We start from the raw sequence: 16651 nt of genomic DNA on the forward strand, positions 1-16651 counted from the left end.
TGGCACATTTCTGTGCCATGATCTTAGGCAACTTGCGGAATTTCACCAAGATGCACCCCTGCCCCAGGCAGGCGCGCGGCGGTTGCTGCGTCACATTCGACCACCTCAAAGGCGTTCTTGTCGGCGAAAAGGGCGCGCAACAGGTCGTTGGTCAGGGCGTGACCGGCGCGAAACCCGTGGTAATGGCCAAGGATCGGCAGGCCGGCAAGGCCAAGATCGCCAAGCGCATCAAGCATCTTGTGGCGCACGGCCTCGTCCGCATGGCGCAGGCCACCGGGGCTCAGCACTTTTTCGCCATCAACCACCACGGCGTTTTCAAGCGTGCCGCCAAGCGCAAGACCGTTGGCGCGCATGTGATCGACATCGGCCTTGCGGCAAAATGTCCGGCTGTTGGAAAGTTCGCGCACGAAGCTTCCGTTCGACATGTTGAGGATCTTTTTCTGCACGCCGATGGCGGCATCTTCAAATTCGATGTCAAACTCGATCTTCAGGGTCTCGTTCGGTGTCAGGCGGGCCCAGGCACTTGCGCGGCGCACTTCAACCGCGCGCAGGATGCGCAGGGCATGGACCGGCTCTGCGAGCTGACGCAGGCCATTGGCAAGGATGCCGCGCACGAAGGGGGCGGCGCTGCCGTCAAGGATCGGCACTTCGGGACCATCGACATCGACCAGGGCGTTGTGAACGCCACAGCCGACAAGCGCCGCCATCACATGCTCGACCGTGGTGATCGCCACGCCTGCGGCGTTGACCAGACGGGTGCACAGCGGCGATTGCTCGACCAGATGCCAGATCGCGGGAATCTCGTTAGAGGCGCCGGTAATGTCGACACGGCGAAACACGATCCCCGCACCGGCGGGCGCCGGACGAATCGTCAGCTGCGCGGGTTTTCCCGAGTGCAGGCCAACGCCCTGAAAGGTCACCGGATGTGTGATCGTCCTCTGCAAAACAGTCTTTGCCCCCTATGGCACGGATAGATTAATTTTTAGATGTTTACCGTTTATGGGGCTGGCGGCGATTGCTCAACTCAATCTTTGCAACCGTTTGAAACATGCCGCCCCCTGGCGTGGGCAGGTTTCCGCCCATGTGATTTTTTCCGCTTTAAGGTGTTGTTTTAAAAACAAAAAAGGTCGCCCCTTGGGGCGACCCTTAATACCAATTTCAGGCGAAAATCAGTTGGCCTGACGGCGCAGAAACGCCGGGATTTCAATCTGCTCGTCTTCTTCCTGCGCACGGGCCGGGGCCTGTTGCGGTTGGGCCGACTGCATCGGCGGCTGCTGACGGACAGGGCGCGCTGCCGGTTGCGGCTGACGCTCGGCCTCGGGGGCATTGTGCCCGGTCATCCGGTTGATCAGCGAGTTGATGCCAAAGCGCGGGCGCTCTTCTGCGGCGGGCTGTTGCTGCTGCTCGGCCGGTTGCGGGCGGCGCTGTTGCGGCTGTGCCGGGGCCTTGCTGACGGCGGCCTGCAAACGCTGCATGGCCTCTTGCGAGGGCGTGCCGGGGGCCGGGGCGCGCGGCGCGACAAAGCTGTCGAGATCGTCTTCTTCGGCATAGGCCGCAGGGGCGAACTCTTCGACACGCGGGGTATAGGCGGGCGGCGGCAGGTCGTCTGCGGCGCTCTCCTCTTCAAAGATGTCCTCCATCTGATCCTCGGCGGCGGCGCGTTGCGCATCCAGCTCGCGGAACAGCGGGGTGTCGGACTCGTCCGCAGTGGCGGCGACCTGTGCCGGGGCCTCTTCGACCTCTTGCTCGACCGGCGCGCTGACCTGCGGCGCTGCGGGCTGACGCAGGGGCTGCGCCAGCGAGCGGCGCGGAACCGGCATGTCTTCGGGCTTTTCGGTGGCGTCGATCCCGGTGGCGACAACGCTGACGCGCATCGAGCCTTCCATCGCCGGATCAAGCGTGCTGCCGACGATGATATTGGCATCGGCGTCAACTTCTTCACGAATGCGGTTGGCGGCTTCGTCAAGTTCGAACAGCGTCAGATCATGGCCGCCGGTGATGTTGATCAGAACACCCTTGGCGCCACGCAGGCTGATTTCGTCCAGAAGCGGGTTGGCAATGGCCTTTTCTGCGGCCTGGATGGCACGATCTTCGCCACTGTCCTCGCCGGTGCCCATCATCGCCTTGCCCATCTCGTCCATGACGGCGCGCACATCGGCGAAATCAAGGTTGATCAGGCCGGGACGCACCATCAGGTCGGTCACGCCCTTGACGCCTTGATAAAGAACGTCGTCGGCCATGCTGAAGGCTTCGGTGAAGGTGGTTTTCTCATTGGCCAGACGGAACAGGTTCTGGTTGGGAATGATGATCAGCGTATCGACCATCTTTTGCAGAGCCTCGACGCCCTCTTCGGCCTGACGCATGCGTTTTGCGCCCTCGAACTGGAACGGCTTGGTGACAACACCGACGGTCAGAACGCCAAGCTCGCGTGCGGCCTGTGCGATGATCGGTGCGGCGCCGGTTCCGGTGCCGCCGCCCATGCCGGCGGTGATAAAGCACATATGCGCACCCGCAAGGTGATCAACGATTTGCTCAATGCTTTCTTCGGCAGCAGCGGCCCCGACAGAAGCCCGCGCCCCGGCGCCAAGGCCCTCGGTTACCTTCACGCCCAACTGAATGCGGCTTTCCGAATTGCTCTGGCTCAGGGCCTGTGCGTCGGTATTTGCCACCACGAAATCAACCCCGTCGAGTTGCTTTTCGATCATGTTGTTGACCGCGTTGCCACCGGCCCCACCAACACCGAAAACGGTGATCCGGGGCTTTAGGTCGTCATGTCCGGGCATAGTGAGGTTCAATGTCATAGCTCTGTCCGCCTGCTGTTGCGCCCGCATTCGCGAGCCGTTTTTCCGCCTATTCAGTACCATTCTTATCGGGCGTTAACCCAAAGGTCACCAAAAAAACACTAAATAGACACCAAATGTGGTCACTTTTTCGCCTTTATTCGCGGTATTTCGCCGATGACGCCACATATTGCGGTCACCAGTTGTCTTTGAACCACTTGACGGCCCGCTTGAGCGAGCGCGCCGGGTAGCGATCGACCGGAATCTCGAAGTCCCACCACTCGTCCTGTGGATTCGCCGCAAACAGGCACATGCCGACCGCGCTGGCAAAGCCGGCGCCGGTGGCGGCCTGCGGCAAGCCATGCACCCGGAGCGGGCGACCAAGGCGCACCTGCTGGCCCAAAATCTTGCTGGCAAGCCCGTCAAGGCCCGGAATCTGGCTACCGCCGCCGGTCAGCACGATCTGCTGGCTTGGCAGGTGATCAAAGCCCGCCGCGTCAAGGCGCGCGCGCACTTCTTCAAGGATTTCCTCAACCCGAGGGCGCATGATCCCGATCAGTTCGGCGCGACTAACCGTGCGCCGGTCGTGATCCCAATCGCCGGTATCGCCGCCGATCTCGATCATCTCGCGGTCATCCATGCCGGTGGCCACGACGCCGCCGTAAAACGTCTTGATCCGTTCGGCGGTGGCGGCGGGCACCTGAAGCCCCATGGAAATATCGCTGGTGACATGATCGCCGCCCATGCGCACGGAATCCGCATAGATCATGTGTTTCTTGATGAAGATCGACACGCCCGACGAGCCGCCGCCAAGGTCGATACAGGCCGCGCCAAGTTCCTGTTCATCCTCGACCAGCGAGGCCACGCCCGACACATAGGCAGAACTGGCCACACCGGCCAGTTCCAGATCACAGCGCTTGACACAATGCGCCAGGTTCTGGATCGCGGCGGCCTCGACCGTCAGCATGTGCATGTCGGTCGAGAGCACCTGCCCCATCTGACCGCGCGGATCAATCAGACCCGAGCGGTGATCGAGCGCAAAGTTGACCGGCTGGGCATGCAGAACCTCGCGCCCCTCGCCGTAGTCGGGAACATCACAAGCGCTGAGCACGCGGCTGATATCCTGTTCGCTGACGGTATGGCCCTCAAGCTCGACCTGACCGGCAAGACCGTAAGAGCGCGGCGAGGCGCCCGAGAAACAGGCAATCACGTGATCGACCCGGATATTGGCCATCTTCTGCGCGGCCTGCACGGCTGTGCGAATGGCGCGCTCGGTTTCCTGCATCGCGTCGATCTCGCCAAAGCGCACCCCGCGCGAACGTGTCGTCGCCGCGCCGATCACCCGGAACCCCGCCTGCCCGGCCATCGCGCCAATGCCATCGGTCTCGTTCAGGCGCTCGGTGCCGTCAAAGCGCAACACAAGGCAGGCGATCTTGGAGGTGCCCACATCAAGCACCGCCACCACGCCGCGTTGCATCGCCGCCTTGCGCATATGGCGCATCGCCCGCTGGGATTCATAGAGCTCGATCATCGGTTCAGTCCGCCCCTAAAGTCATATTTGTTATACGCCACCATTCTTCCATGGCGGTCTCATTCAGCCGGATGGTCGGTCGTGCGGCGAGCCGCATATCGACCGCCACCAGATCGCGTTCCAGCATGTCCTGCGCCGTGTTCAGCACCATCACCCGTTCAAGCGCCCGCACCGCCCCGGTTTCGGGCAGCATGATCCGCTGGCCGCTGCTCAGCACCAGATCCCACCGCCGCTCACCCATCCGCACAAGACCGCGAATGTTCTGTGGCAAGGGCTGGGCCGCCTGCAATATCTGCATGGCTTCGGCGACGTGGATCTGTGCGCCCTCTCCGGCGACCACCGGCAGGCTGGCGCGTTCGCTGCGCGCGCCGACCGCGCCGATCACCTCGCCTTCGATATCAATCACGTTGATCCCGTCGCGGGTCCGCCAGAGGGCGACCGGCTGGCGCTCGGTGATTTCGGCCACCATGACACCGCCCTGGCGAATGCGCACGGCGGCCTCGGCCACGGCCGGAAGGTCTTCGATCATCACCCGGATTTCATCGAGGTTCAGGTCAAACGAGCTTGCCGGAAGGTCAAACGGGAAAATCTCGCGGATGTCTTCCTGCACGCCAAGGCTTGCGCCCTCGACCGCCAGCAGGTTGACCATGAATTCGGGCCGGGTTTCGATCTGATGGCGAATATCCGAGACCGCCAGCATGACATCTTCGCGGCGCTGCTGGTCGGCGAAATAGCCCGCCGTCAGCCCCGCCACCGCCAGCACCGGAAGCCCGACGCGCAACAGTCGGCGATAAAGCGGTGTCAGCATCAGCCGCTGAAAGCGATAGGACCAACGCGAGGGCGCCGGATCAATGCGCGGGATCACCTGTTGCATGATGCGTCCTCGACCATCCAGCGGCACAGTTCGGGAAAGGTGATGCCCACCACCTGCGCCTGTTCGGGGCTAAGCGATGTGGGGGTCATGCCCGGTTGCGTATTGGTTTCGAGAAGGATCAACCCGTCAAGCCCGCGCGCCTCGTCCCAGCGAAAATCGGTGCGGCTTAGACCGCGACAGCCCAGAACCTGATGGGCGCGCAGGGCGTACTCCATGCAGGCGTCGAAAATCTCTTGCGGGATATCGGCGGGCACCACGTGGCGCGAGCCGCCCGGCTTGTACTTGGCGTCGTAATCATACCAGCCATCGGTCAGGATATCGGTCACCGTCAGCGCGCGATCGCCCATCACCGTCGTGGTCAGCTCGCGACCCGGCGCAAAGGCTTCGACCATCACCAGGTCGGGCATGTCATCCGAGAGCTGCGGCGGCGCATTGGTGGCGTCCTGCACGAGGTAAACCCCAACCGACGAGCCCTCGTTATAGGGTTTGACCACATAGGGCGGCACCATCACATGCGCGGCACTTACATCGGCCTTATGCGCCAGAACGCTTTCGACCACCGGCAGGCCAACGGCGCGATAGGCGGCCTTGGTCTTTTCCTTATCCATGGCAAGCGCCGAGGCCAGAACCCCGGAATGCGTATAGGGCAGTTGGAGCCACTCCAGCAAACCCTGCACACAGCCATCTTCGCCCCAGCGGCCATGCAGGGCGTTGAACACCACATCCGGTGCAATCTCTTGTAAACGCGCAGAAAGATCGCGACCGGCGTCAACCTCTGCCACGTCATAGCCTGCTTCCCTCAATGCGGCGGCGCATTCATGTCCTGACGACAGGGAGACCTCGCGCTCTGCCGAGGGACCACCCAGTATCACCACCACTTTCGGGGTTGTTCTGCTCGAACGAACCACCTTGTGCCTCAATATCCCGGGTCTGTTTGCGACCCATGTTATTTGTTGTCTGCCTGATTGACTTAATTCGGGGCCGTTTCGCCGACCCTCATGATTTCCCAGTGTAACTCTATTCCGCTGTTTTGGAAAACCCTTTTTCGCACCTCTTCGCCCAATCCTTCAAGATCGGCGGCGGTGGCGCCCCCGGCATTGATCAGGAAGTTGGGATGCTTCTCGCTCATCTGCGCCCCACCCCGGCGCGCGCCGCGCAGACCGGCCTCGTCAATCACCTTCCAAGCCTTGAGATCATGCACATCATCGGCGCGCCCGGTCGAGCTGAACCCGGCCGGATTGCGGAATGTGCTGCCGGCACTGCGCTCCTTGGTCGGCTGGGTCTCATCGCGCTTGGCAAGCTGAGCGACCATCCGCGCATGAAGCTCTTCGGGCGCACCCTTGGGGGCGTCAAAGGTGGCGTGGGTTATCACCCACCCTACGGGCAGATCGCTCTGACGGTATTGAAAGTTGAGGTCTTGTGCCGTGAGCGTGACCCGCTTGCCCTCGCGCGTGACCGCCTCGGCGCTGACGAAATGATCCGCCGTATAGTGGCCGTAACAGCCCGCGTTCATCCGCACCGCCCCGCCAATCGCGCCGGGAATGGTGCGCAGGAAGGTTAGGTCAAGGCCGGCATCGGCAGCCTTACGCGCCACATGCGCATCAAGCGCCGCCGCCCCTGCAGTGACGCGCGTGCCCTCGATCTCGATGCTGTTGAAGCCGCGCCCAAGCCGGATCACCACCGCCCGCAACCCGCCATCGCGCACGATAAGGTTGCTGCCCACCCCCATCGGAAACACCGCGATGTCGCGGCTCAGCTGCCCCAGAAACTGCGCCAGATCATCGCCGTCAGCGGGCTGAAACAGCCAATCCGCAGGCCCGCCCACGCGCAGCCATGTCAGATCGCAAAGCGGGCGGTCGGGGGTCAGCTTGCCCCGTGTTTTCGGCAAATCACTCATGCCCGCGCTTTTGCCCCGCCTTTGGCCCAAGGTAAAGCCCCCGAGACGCGTGGCACGCATCGCCAGGCCGCGGGGTGGTGGCCAGCAAAACTGGATGGCACTTTATCCTGGCCAAATAAGTAGTCCCTGAACACAGTGCGACGCCCTTACCAAATCACCAGCCCGGGGGGCGGTCTGGTGATGCGCGGCGGCCTGCGGCCTTGGGTCCGCGCGGGGGGCTTATCCTCAACAGCCGCAAAAGGCAGGGACGCGCCGCACCCCCCGTAGGGTGGGTGAAACCCACGCGCCCGCCACTTGGGCTAGCCGCCGACCGAGGACCATGCAAGCAAGTCCTTGGCAAATTGGATCAGGCGACCGTTGTTTAAGACGTGGTCAAGCAGCGCCGCTCCTACCGCGCCGCCACCAACTTTGGCAGCTGACATCACGGCTGTATCTGCCACCCTCGCACAATATTTCGCAACCCTCTGCAATGCCTCCAAAACCGATCCGGCAATTGCCCTCAACCTGCCCTTGTCCGGTGCGTCGTTCGCAAGCACCTCATGGGCCTCATCCAGTCCCGTCCAGATGATCGTGACATGCCTCGCGATCTCCGGCTCGGCCTCAACCAATCCCGGAGGTTGATTGTGCGATCTCTGCTCAGGCGTCGCCCGCGCCGCTAGAAATGCTTCTTTCCCCGCGCGCAACTCCTCGGCCTCTATACGCAGCCGGTAGAGCTCCCAAATACCAGCGATCATCGGATTCACCACCTCTGGCCCCTGATCCCAGTCCTTCGGATCAATCAGCGCGATCTTTTCGAGCAACTCCCATGTGCGCGCGGCGTTGGCGGCGGCGGTGGCGGCGGTGGCGGCGGTGGCGACCTTCATATCCTCGCTTGGCATTTTGGCGGAAACCGAGGAGATGAGCAGGCCGCGCAAGACCGGCAGGGCTGTCACATCACGTTTGCGCGCCCAATCCTTGGTCGAGACCTCTTGCCACCAGATCGGCAACACCCTTGCCGCCGCACGCGACGCCATCCGGACCGAGACCTCGCGCGGCTGATCGTTCAGCCAAACGTTTAGGCTGTCGCGATCTTTGATATCTGAAATTTCAACTATTCCGGGCACCCTGCCCCGGCGTTGCGCGCAAGTCCAGCGCTGACAGCAGCGCCGCTTAGCCCCTCAGCCGCTCTTGCACCGTTGTCACAAGCCAGCCGAGGAAGAACCCGATCACCGAGCCAATCAGGACACAGAGCGATGCAAAGCCGACGAATGCCATCATCAGTGTCGCGCCGGGAAACCGGAGCAGCTCGGCCAGCATGAAGGCCGCCGCAAGGCAGACCGCCGCGCCGCACACAAGTTTCGCAGCGCCGCGATACGCCTTGTGGGCCCCCAAGCGCCAGCCCGACAGCATCGCGATCAGGGCCGCCAGCAAAAAGAGGGCGTTGAACATGGCGCTATTTCAGGCCCCGTTTGATCCAGCGGGCCAGATAGATGATCGGCCAGCGCAGCACCGACATCCCCGCCGCCAGTACCAGAAGCCCGATCCAGGGACCGTTCTGCCAGGTGACGAACCCAAGGATTGGCACCCCCGCCGCGATCAGGAAATAAGCCCGCCGCCAGAGGTTGTCGCGGCTTGGCAGCATCGCCAGAACATTGGCCACAAAGGCCCAGAGACAGGCAAGCGCAAGGGACAGGGTCATTTTGGAACCTCCGGATTCTGGCCGCGCAACCGGGCAATGCCATAACGCAACGGGCGGCGAAACATCGAGCCAAGCGCCAGCACGCCGCCAAGGGCGACAAGCCAGCCATGCTGATACCCGATAAAGCCGATCACCGCTGGCGCGAGGATCAACAGGGTCACGCCGGGGATGTATTGCCTGCGCATCGGCAACAGCGCGACGATGCTCGCGGCCAGCACCCAGAGGCTTGCGATCAAAAGCGAGGGGCTCATGTCAGTTTCCCCATGATTGCGGCGGCAAAACAGCCAAGGCTTAGGATCACCCCGGCCCAGGGCACCCAGGCGCCGACCGAGAAGCCGAAATCGGGCTGGCGGCGCTTAAGGCCGATCAAGGCGGCATTGACGATGGCAAAGACGATCAAGAGCGCCAGTGTCGTCACCTCGGCCAGAACCGCCACCGGCAGCGTCAGCGCCGAGGCAATCACCACGACCCCGATCAGGGCCGAGGCCAGAACCGGCGTACCGAACCGTGGGTGGGCGCGGTAAAACAGCGCGAACGCCGGCGAGCGGCGGCCAAGGCCAAACAGGACCCGGCTTGCCATCACGATCTGCGCCAGCACGCCGTTCAACGCCGCCGCCACCGCAATCGCCGAGAGGAACACCGGGCTTGTGCCGGTGCCGGCTTCCCAGACAAGGGCAAGCGGGCGCTCGGAGGTGGCCAGCACCTCGCGCGGCACAGAGCGCACCGCCGCCAGTGACACAAGCGCATAGAGAAGCGCGGTAATGCCGAGCGCATAAAGGATCGCGCGCGGCATGTTGCGCGCCGGATTGCGCACCTCTTCGGCCATGTTGACCATGTCGTCAAAGCCGATAAAGGCAAACACCGCAAAGATCGTCGCCGCCGCCACCCCGTTCCATTCCGGCGCGGGCAAGGGCAGGCCCCAGTCGGCAACCGGCGTGGCCACGCTGCCGGCCCAGATCACAAGCACAAGGCCGATTACCTCGATCACGGTCAGGATCGCGGCGAAGGCAAGGCTTTCAAGCACACCGATGATCGCCACCGCCGTGAGGGCCACGCCAAGACCGATCACCGCCAAGGCAAAGGGAATGTCGATGATCGAGGTGAGGTACCCAACCCCGCCGCGCAGCACGGCGGCCGAGGCCACGGTGCCCGCCACGACATTGACCATGCCGACGCCGACCGCCAGCCAATGCGCCTCTAGCCCGACCTCGACATAAGAGCTGTCGCCCGCCGCTTCGGGGATGCGCGCGGAAAGCTCGGAAAACGAAAGCGCCGTTGGCACCGCCACCAGAGCGGCCAAAAGGAAGGCAACCGGCGCCCACATGCCCGCCTCGCCCGCGGCGGCCCCGGTCAGAACATAGATCCCGGCCCCCACCATGATGCCGATGCCATAGGCGGTCAAAAGACCGAGGCTGATCCGGCGTTTGAGGGCGTCTGCCATGCGGCCTATCCTTTCAGACGCTCCGGCAGGTTATTGGCCCAACCGCTGATCGTACCCGCGCCAAGACAAACCACCATATCGCCGGGCCTCGCCTCGGCGCGCACAAGGCGTTCAAGATCATCCTCGTCGAGGACCGCATGGGCATGACGGTGGCCATGGCGGATAAGACCGGCGACAAGATCATCGCGGCTTGCGCCCGCAATCGGGTCTTCGCCGGCGGCATAGACCTCGGCGATGCCCACGACATCGGCCTCGTTGAAACAGGCGCAAAAGTCGTCAAACAGCGAATGCAGACGGGTATAGCGGTGCGGCTGATGCACGGCGATGATGCGCCCTTCGGTGGCCTGGCGTGCGGCCTTGAGCACGGCGGTGATCTCGGTCGGGTGATGGCCGTAATCGTCGATGATGGTCACACCGTTAACCTCGCCGACGCGGGTAAAGCGCCGGTTGACCCCGCCAAAGGCGGCCAGGGCGTCGCGAATTTCATCGCCCTTCATGCCCAGATGACGCGCCACAGCAACCGCGCTCAGCGCGTTGCTGACGTTGTGATCGCCCGGCATCGGCAGGGTACAGCCCTCGATCCGCTTGCCCTCGGCCTGAAGCAGGATATCGAAATGCGCAACACCCGCCTTATAGGTCAAATTAACCGCGCGCACATCGGCCTGGGCGTTAAAGCCATAGGTCACAACACGCCGGTCGGTAAGCTTGCCCACCAGCGTCTGAACATCCGCATCATCGGTGCAACAGACCGCCAGACCGTAGAACGGGATATTGCTGACAAAATCGTAAAAGCCCTGGTGAAGCGCCTCTTCGGTGCCCCAGTGTTCCATATGCTCGGGGTCGATATTGGTGACGATGGCGATGGTGGCGGGCAGGCGATTGAAGGTGCCGTCACTCTCGTCGGCCTCGACCACCATCCACTCGCCCTCGCCGACGCGGGCATTGCTGCCATAGGCGTGGATGATGCCGCCGTTGATCACGGTGGGGTCGAAATTGCCATGATCCAGCAGCGCCGCAACCATCGTGGTGGTCGTGGTCTTGCCATGGGTGCCCGCAACGGCCACGTTGGATTTAAGGCGCATCAGCTCGGCCAGCATTTCGGCCCGGCGCACCACCGGAAGCCCCCTGCGGCGCGCTTCGTCAAGCTCGGGGTTGCCTGGCTTGATCGCCGATGAAATCACCACCACCTCGGCGGCCGCAAGATTTTCGGCGCTCTGCCCCTCAAAGATCGTCGCACCATTGGCCGCAAGCCGGTCGGTGATCTTCGAGCGTTTCAGGTCACTGCCCTGCACCACATAGCCATGGTTGAGCAAGACCTCGGCGATGCCCGACATGCCGATACCGCCGATGCCGACAAAATGGATCGGGCCGACATCACCCGGAAGCTTGGTTGCTGCGTTCATTCGGGGATACCTTTACTCGCAATTTGTTCGACCAGATCCGCCAGGTGCTGGGGGGCGTCGGGCTGGGCACAGCCATGCGCGGCCTGCGACATCATCAGCGCGCCGGCCGGATTGCTCAGCACGGCGGCTATCTGCTCTGAAAGCGTGGCAACCTCAAGCCGTTTTTCGGGGATCAGGATAGCGGCCCCCGCCTCGGTCAGGCCGCGAGCGTTGGCCTGTTGGTGATCGCCCGTCGCCGCCGCGTATGGGATAAGGATCGAGGGGCGGCCAATCACGCTGATGTCAGCGACGCTGCTGGCGCCGGCGCGGCTGATGACAAGCTGGGCCTCGGACATGCGGCGCGGCACATCGCGAAAGAACGGCTGCACATCGGCATCAATGCCCTGATCGGCGTAATATTGCGCCACGCGGTCGCCGTCTTCGTCGCGGGCCTGATGGCTGACGCGGACATTGCGCAGGATTTCAGTGGGCAGTTCTGCAATCGCGGGGGGCACCACATCCGACAGGATACGTGCGCCCTGGCTTCCGCCGATCACAAGGATCGACATCGGGTAATCGCCCGGCGCGATATAGCCCGCGCCCGCGCGCTCCAGCACCGCGGCGCGCACCGGGTTGCCTACGTAAACGCCCTCGACGCCCTCGGGCAGATCGGTCGGCCATGTGCCACAGGCCACCCGGTCAACGCGCTTCGAAAATATCTTGTTGACCCGACCCAAGACGCCGTTTTGCTCATGCACCATGCGCGGCAGGCGCAAGACCCAGGCCGCCGAGAGCGCCGGAATGCTTGGATAGCCACCAAAGCCGACCACGACATCCGGCTTGTCGCGCATCATGCGCAGGCTCGCGCCGATCACACCGCCAAGGATATGCAGCGGCACCAGCAATTTATTGAGGAGCCCGCCGCGCGCAAAAGTGGCGCTTGCCACCTGCTCGATCTCGACCGAATGGGGAAACCCGCCAGTATAGCGCGCACCGCGCGCGTCGGTCGAGAGCTTGACCCGCCAGCCCCGGCGCAGCATCACCTCGGCAAGCGCCTGAGCGGGAAACATATGCCCGCCGGTGCCCCCGGCCGCGATCACCAATAACGGATTGCGCTCGCTCATCTGCGCCCCCTGAGAATGTCACCGATCTGGCCCTGCGGCCGGGTCCGGGTAAAGGCAAGCAGCATGCCCACGGCAATCCCGCCCGCCACCACCGACGAGCCGCCATAGCTCACGAATGGCAGGGTCATGCCCTTGGCCGGCAAAAGCCGCACCGCGACGCCCATGTTGATCATCGCCTGCGCGCCAAACATCGCCACCAGGCCGGTGCCCGCAAGACGGATGAACGGATCACGCTCGCGCATCAGCCGCAGGAAAGAGCGCACCGCGATGCCCGCATAAAGCGCGATGATGAAAAGCACGAGCACAAGCCCGTATTCCTCGGCCGCGACGGCAATGATGAAATCGGTATGCGCATCGGGCAGTGACCATTTCACCTGTCCCTCGCCGACGCCAACGCCGAAAAACCCGCCCTCGCGGATCGCGTTGGTGGCAAAGCCAAGCTGTGTCGTCGGGTCGACATCGGGCGACAGGAACCCGTCAATCCGACGCGCGAAATGCTCTGAATTGGAATAGGCCAGCGAGCCGAACAGAACCACGCCCCCCGCCATCACCAGCAAAAGGGTGATCGGCGCCCCGGCGACGAAATACATCACTCCCCAGCCAAACAGCACCAGCGCCGCCTGCCCGAAATCGGGCTGCATCGCCAGAAAGCCAAGGATCACCATCGCCAGAAGGAACGACCAGCTAAGACCCGGCGGCCCGTTGATCTGTTGGCTTGCCGCCATCATCCAGGCGGCCACAACCACAAAGGCCGGCTTGAGAAATTCCGAAGGCTGCACGCTTGCAAACCCAAGGCTGTACCAGCGCACGGCCCCCTTGCCGAAATCGGTACCGAACACCGGCAGCAGGATCAGCGCGGCAAAGGCGGCGAGAAAGCCAATCACCGCCAGTCGGCGCACAAGTTCCGGGCGCATCATCGAGGTCAGCACCATCACCACAAGCGCCAGACCACCGAACACCGCCTGTCGCTGAACATAGTGAAAGGCGTCAAAGCCGTTCTTTTCCGCCAGCGGCGGCGAGGCCGCGAGGCCCAAAAGAACGCCAATCGCAAAGAGGATCAGCACACAGGAAAACGACCACTTGTCGATCGTGCGCCACCATTTCGGAATCACGGGTTCTGCGTCCCGCAGGGGCACTGCCCCATAGACCATCTCTGTCATAAGCCTGCCGCCTCTGAATATCTTGCGCCCCTTTTCGGGGTCTGGCGCCAATTGTAGCGCTATTTTCGCATTATTGCCAGTCTAAACCCCTTGCCAATAGGCGGCATTTCGCGTCTTTGCGCGGGCATGACAAAGGCGGTCGAAACCCTGATCCTTGGTGCCGGTGCGGCGGGCATGATGTGCGCGGCCCATGCCGGGGCGGATACGCTGGTGATTGATCATGCGCGCGCGCCGGGCGAAAAGATCCGGATTTCCGGCGGCGGGCGCTGCAATTTCACCAACCTCTACGCCGCACCCGAGAATTTCCTGTCGCAGAACCCGCATTTCTGCAAATCCGCCCTGCGCCGCTATACGCAATGGGATTTCATCGACCTGATGGCGCGCCATGGCATTGCCTGGCACGAAAAGACGCTGGGACAGCTGTTTTGCGACGACAAGGCGACACAGATAGTGGCGATGCTGGTGGATGAGATGACCCGCGCCGGGGCGCGCCTCTGGCTTGGCACCTCGCTTGTGGATCTCAGCCATGACGGCACGCGCTTTCACGCCACGCTTGATCGCGAAGGCACCCGCCAGACCATCACCGCGCGCAACCTCGTGCTCGCCACGGGCGGCAAATCCATCCCCAAGATGGGCGCCACCGGCTTTGCCTATGACATCGCGCGCCAGTTCGGCCATGCCCTGACCGAGACCCGCCCCGCTCTGGTGCCGATGACATTTTCCGACGCGCCCTTTGCCCCGCTCTCGGGCGTCGCCCTGCCCGCCCGCGTCGGCCATGACACCACCCATTTTGACGAGGCGGTGCTCTTCACCCATCGCGGCCTCTCGGGCCCGGCGATCCTGCAAATCTCGTCTTACTGGCACGAAGGCGAGGCGATCACGCTTGATTTAGACCCCACCGACGCCCTGTTTGACGCCCTGCGCGCACAACGTCAGACCCAGGGACGACGCAACCTCACCACCGAACTGGCGCGTCACCTGCCCGCCAAACTGGTCGATCACCTGACACCGCTCTTGGGCCTCTCGGGCAATCTCGCCGATCAATCCGATGCCCGCCTGAGCGAGATCGTAACCGCCCTGCGCCACTGGTCCCTCAAACCCACCGGCTCGGAAGGCTACCGCACCGCCGAAGTCACCCTCGGCGGGGTCGATACCGATGGGCTATCGTCAAAAACCATGATGTCAAACCACCTGCCGGGGCTTTATGTCATTGGCGAGGCGGTTGATGTCACCGGCTGGCTTGGTGGCTACAACTTCCAATGGGCCTGGTCCTCGGGCTGGGCCGCAGGCACCGCCATCACCCAATCGCGCAGCTGATCTTCTTCTTGGCCCAAATACTCATTTCTCAGCGCTCACAACCGCGCGCGAACTTCTGCCATGAAATCTTCACCGCGCTTCTCGAAATTATCGTATTGATCAAAACTCGCCGCGGCCGGCGCCAAAAGCACCACGTCGCCGGGCTCGGCCTCGGCCATCGCGCTTTCAACCGCGCGCGCCATTTCGGTGCAAATCTCGGCCTCGACCCCCTCAAGCTCAAGCGCAAACTGCGCCGCCTCGCGCCCGATCACATAGGCCTTGCGCACATGCGCCAGACCGGGGGCAAGCGCGGCCAAACCACCCTCTTTCTCAAGCCCGCCACAAATCCAGCGCACATTCTCAAACGCCTGCAAGGCCTTGAGCGCGCTGTCGACATTGGTGGCCTTGCTGTCATTGACAAAGATCACGCCATCCTTCTCGGCAATCCTCTGACTGCGATGCGGTAGCCCCGCAAAACTGGCAAAGCCCTGCTCAATGATCCTCGGCGCAAGCCCAAGCGTGCGACAGGCGGCATAGGCGGCGCAGGCGTTCTGATGGTTATGCGCGCCCGGCAGGCCGGGCACAGCGCGCAGATCAATCGAGGCGACCTGCTTGCCCTTGCGATATTCGCTCAGAAACCCCTTGCGCGCGCCCACGCTCCAGCCGGGGCCAGACAGCTTGCGCTCGACCGAGACCCGGATCACCCGGTCATCGGCTGGCCCCTCGCTCAATTGCCCGGCAAGGTATCGCCCCTCGGGTTCGTCCACTCCGATGATGGCCCGATCCGGCCCACCTTCGGCAAAAAGCCGTCGCTTGGCCGCGAAATAGCCGCCAAGCCCGGCGTGGCGATCAAGATGATCGGGCGAGAAATTGGTAAACACCGCCACATCCGGCGTCAGGGCGCGCGCAAGGTCGGTCTGATAGCTCGACAGCTCAAGCACCACGATCCCACCATCCCCCGGCGGGTCCAGATCAAGCACTCCGCGCCCGATATTGCCCGCAAGCTGCACCGACTTACCCGCTTCAAGCAACAGGTGATGAATAAGCGCCGAGGTGGTCGACTTGCCATTGCTGCCGGTCACCGCGATCACCCGCGGGGCGAGATCGAAATTGTCCCATTCCGGCAGGGCCAGCGAGCGAAAGAACAGCCCGATATCGTTATCAACCGGCACGCCGGCCTCTTGCGCGGCGGCGACAACCTTGTTGGGGCTGGGATAAAGATGCGGAATTCCGGGGCTGACAATCAGGCTGGCAATCGTCTCGAAGGCACGCGGATGCGACAGATCGGCCACCTCAAAGCCTTCGGCCTCCGCCCGCTCACGCGCCTCGGGATTGTCATCCCAACACACCGGCTCTGCCCCGCCCGCGCGCAAGGCACGCGCCGCCGACAGGCCCGAACGCCCAAGCCCAAGCACGCCAATCCGTGCGCCCTCAACTCCTCTGACTGGTATCATGCTGCCCGCCCCTCATTCGACCGGCCCAATCGCT

At 63.2% G+C, this 16651-nt stretch carries 17 protein-coding genes; 2 read left to right on the forward strand and 15 right to left on the reverse strand.

Going from position 1 to position 16651, the window contains the following annotated elements; all coding sequences use genetic code 11:
* Window positions 1-23 precede the first annotated feature (23 nt).
* The 7 genes from lpxC to ROG8370_RS09380 all read right to left on the reverse strand — a co-directional run bounded on the left by lpxC (window position 24) and on the right by ROG8370_RS09380 (window position 7945).
* Entirely contained in the window at window positions 24-944 is a 921-nt protein-coding gene (lpxC, locus tag ROG8370_RS09350) for a UDP-3-O-acyl-N-acetylglucosamine deacetylase (protein ID WP_085826819.1), read from the reverse strand.
* Between the two features lie 225 nt (window positions 945-1169).
* Window positions 1170-2801, reverse strand: coding sequence for a cell division protein FtsZ (gene ftsZ, locus ROG8370_RS09355; protein ID WP_245827292.1), 1632 nt, complete (start codon window positions 2799-2801; stop codon window positions 1170-1172).
* 175 nt (window positions 2802-2976) lie between these two features.
* A complete protein-coding gene (gene ftsA, locus ROG8370_RS09360; protein ID WP_085826821.1) occupies window positions 2977-4311 on the reverse strand; it encodes a cell division protein FtsA in 1335 nt (444 codons plus the stop codon).
* A gap of 4 nt (window positions 4312-4315) precedes the next feature.
* On the reverse strand, window positions 4316-5185 hold the full coding sequence (locus tag ROG8370_RS09365; protein ID WP_085826822.1) for a cell division protein FtsQ/DivIB: 870 nt from the start codon (window positions 5183-5185) through the stop codon (window positions 4316-4318).
* On the reverse strand, window positions 5173-6093 hold the full coding sequence (locus tag ROG8370_RS09370) for a D-alanine--D-alanine ligase (protein WP_170925212.1): 921 nt from the start codon (window positions 6091-6093) through the stop codon (window positions 5173-5175). The genes ROG8370_RS09365 and ROG8370_RS09370 overlap by 13 nt, the downstream gene beginning before the upstream one ends.
* A 62-nt stretch (window positions 6094-6155) precedes the next feature.
* The gene (gene murB, locus ROG8370_RS09375; RefSeq protein WP_085826850.1) at window positions 6156-7082 is read right to left on the reverse strand and encodes a UDP-N-acetylmuramate dehydrogenase; all 927 of its coding nucleotides are present in this window, start codon (window positions 7080-7082) and stop codon (window positions 6156-6158) included.
* A 299-nt stretch (window positions 7083-7381) separates the two neighbouring features.
* Window positions 7382-7945 (reverse strand): hypothetical protein, encoded by a 564-nt coding sequence (locus tag ROG8370_RS09380; RefSeq protein WP_139838093.1) that lies wholly within the window; start codon window positions 7943-7945, stop codon window positions 7382-7384.
* 34 nt (window positions 7946-7979) lie between these two features.
* Between ROG8370_RS09380 and ROG8370_RS20545 the strand changes: the two genes are divergently transcribed.
* Window positions 7980-8120, forward strand: a complete 141-nt coding sequence (locus tag ROG8370_RS20545; protein ID WP_170925213.1) for a hypothetical protein — start codon at window positions 7980-7982, stop codon at window positions 8118-8120.
* A 111-nt stretch (window positions 8121-8231) separates the two neighbouring features.
* On the opposite strand, the gene ROG8370_RS09385 is transcribed toward ROG8370_RS20545, so the two are convergent.
* From ROG8370_RS09385 to ftsW, 7 genes are read right to left on the reverse strand one after another with little or no spacing between them, the layout of a single operon-like run.
* Window positions 8232-8510: a hypothetical protein gene (locus ROG8370_RS09385; protein ID WP_085826825.1), complete on the reverse strand. Its 279-nt coding sequence runs from the start codon at window positions 8508-8510 to the stop codon at window positions 8232-8234.
* Between the two features lie 4 nt (window positions 8511-8514).
* Window positions 8515-8760, reverse strand: coding sequence for a DUF2484 family protein (locus tag ROG8370_RS09390; RefSeq protein WP_085826826.1), 246 nt, complete (start codon window positions 8758-8760; stop codon window positions 8515-8517).
* Window positions 8757-9011, reverse strand: coding sequence for a DUF2484 family protein (locus ROG8370_RS09395; RefSeq protein ID WP_085826827.1), 255 nt, complete (start codon window positions 9009-9011; stop codon window positions 8757-8759). Before ROG8370_RS09395 ends, ROG8370_RS09390 begins: the two co-directional genes overlap by 4 nt.
* Window positions 9008-10201, reverse strand: coding sequence for an APC family permease (locus ROG8370_RS09400; protein WP_085826828.1), 1194 nt, complete (start codon window positions 10199-10201; stop codon window positions 9008-9010). Before ROG8370_RS09400 ends, ROG8370_RS09395 begins: the two co-directional genes overlap by 4 nt.
* Window positions 10202-10206: 5 nt before the next feature.
* Window positions 10207-11604 (reverse strand): UDP-N-acetylmuramate--L-alanine ligase, encoded by a 1398-nt coding sequence (gene murC, locus ROG8370_RS09405; protein WP_085826829.1) that lies wholly within the window; start codon window positions 11602-11604, stop codon window positions 10207-10209.
* Window positions 11601-12707: an undecaprenyldiphospho-muramoylpentapeptide beta-N-acetylglucosaminyltransferase gene (gene murG / locus ROG8370_RS09410; RefSeq protein WP_085826830.1), complete on the reverse strand. Its 1107-nt coding sequence runs from the start codon at window positions 12705-12707 to the stop codon at window positions 11601-11603. Before murG ends, murC begins: the two co-directional genes overlap by 4 nt.
* Window positions 12704-13867: a putative lipid II flippase FtsW gene (gene ftsW / locus ROG8370_RS09415; protein WP_085826831.1), complete on the reverse strand. Its 1164-nt coding sequence runs from the start codon at window positions 13865-13867 to the stop codon at window positions 12704-12706. The genes murG and ftsW overlap by 4 nt, the downstream gene beginning before the upstream one ends.
* Before the next feature lie 126 nt (window positions 13868-13993).
* On the opposite strand from ftsW, the gene ROG8370_RS09420 reads away from it, so the two are divergent.
* Complete coding sequence (locus ROG8370_RS09420) at window positions 13994-15184, forward strand: BaiN/RdsA family NAD(P)/FAD-dependent oxidoreductase (protein ID WP_085826832.1); 1191 nt, start codon at window positions 13994-13996, stop codon at window positions 15182-15184.
* A 35-nt stretch (window positions 15185-15219) separates the two neighbouring features.
* Here the strand turns inward: ROG8370_RS09420 and murD are convergent, their stop codons facing one another.
* Complete coding sequence (gene murD / locus ROG8370_RS09425; protein ID WP_085826833.1) at window positions 15220-16617, reverse strand: UDP-N-acetylmuramoyl-L-alanine--D-glutamate ligase; 1398 nt, start codon at window positions 16615-16617, stop codon at window positions 15220-15222.
* Window positions 16618-16651: the final 34 nt, after the last annotated feature.

The sequence above is a fragment of the Roseovarius gaetbuli genome, from assembly GCF_900172365.1.
Taxonomy (GTDB): Bacteria; Pseudomonadota; Alphaproteobacteria; order Rhodobacterales; family Rhodobacteraceae; genus Roseovarius; species Roseovarius gaetbuli.

Bases quoted from the DNA above. Each gene is read 5' to 3' on its own strand.
- ftsZ (WP_245827292.1), bottom strand. From the start codon at position 2,801: ATGACATTGAACCTCACTATGCCCGGACATGACGACCTAAAGCCCCGG.
- ftsA (WP_085826821.1), bottom strand. From the start codon at position 4,311: ATGATCGAGCTCTATGAATCCCAGCGGGCGATGCGCCATATGCGCAAG.
- ROG8370_RS09365 (WP_085826822.1), bottom strand. From the start codon at position 5,185: ATGCAACAGGTGATCCCGCGCATTGATCCGGCGCCCTCGCGTTGGTCC.
- murB (WP_085826850.1), bottom strand. From the start codon at position 7,082: ATGAGTGATTTGCCGAAAACACGGGGCAAGCTGACCCCCGACCGCCCG.
- ROG8370_RS09380 (WP_139838093.1), bottom strand. From the start codon at position 7,945: ATGAAGGTCGCCACCGCCGCCACCGCCGCCACCGCCGCCGCCAACGCC.
- ROG8370_RS20545 (WP_170925213.1), top strand. From the start codon at position 7,980: ATGAGCAGGCCGCGCAAGACCGGCAGGGCTGTCACATCACGTTTGCGC.
- ROG8370_RS09385 (WP_085826825.1), bottom strand. From the start codon at position 8,510: ATGTTCAACGCCCTCTTTTTGCTGGCGGCCCTGATCGCGATGCTGTCG.
- ROG8370_RS09390 (WP_085826826.1), bottom strand. From the start codon at position 8,760: ATGACCCTGTCCCTTGCGCTTGCCTGTCTCTGGGCCTTTGTGGCCAAT.
- ROG8370_RS09395 (WP_085826827.1), bottom strand. From the start codon at position 9,011: ATGAGCCCCTCGCTTTTGATCGCAAGCCTCTGGGTGCTGGCCGCGAGC.
- ROG8370_RS09400 (WP_085826828.1), bottom strand. From the start codon at position 10,201: ATGGCAGACGCCCTCAAACGCCGGATCAGCCTCGGTCTTTTGACCGCC.
- murC (WP_085826829.1), bottom strand. From the start codon at position 11,604: ATGAACGCAGCAACCAAGCTTCCGGGTGATGTCGGCCCGATCCATTTT.
- murG (WP_085826830.1), bottom strand. From the start codon at position 12,707: ATGAGCGAGCGCAATCCGTTATTGGTGATCGCGGCCGGGGGCACCGGC.
- ftsW (WP_085826831.1), bottom strand. From the start codon at position 13,867: ATGACAGAGATGGTCTATGGGGCAGTGCCCCTGCGGGACGCAGAACCC.
- ROG8370_RS09420 (WP_085826832.1), top strand. From the start codon at position 13,994: ATGACAAAGGCGGTCGAAACCCTGATCCTTGGTGCCGGTGCGGCGGGC.
- murD (WP_085826833.1), bottom strand. From the start codon at position 16,617: ATGATACCAGTCAGAGGAGTTGAGGGCGCACGGATTGGCGTGCTTGGG.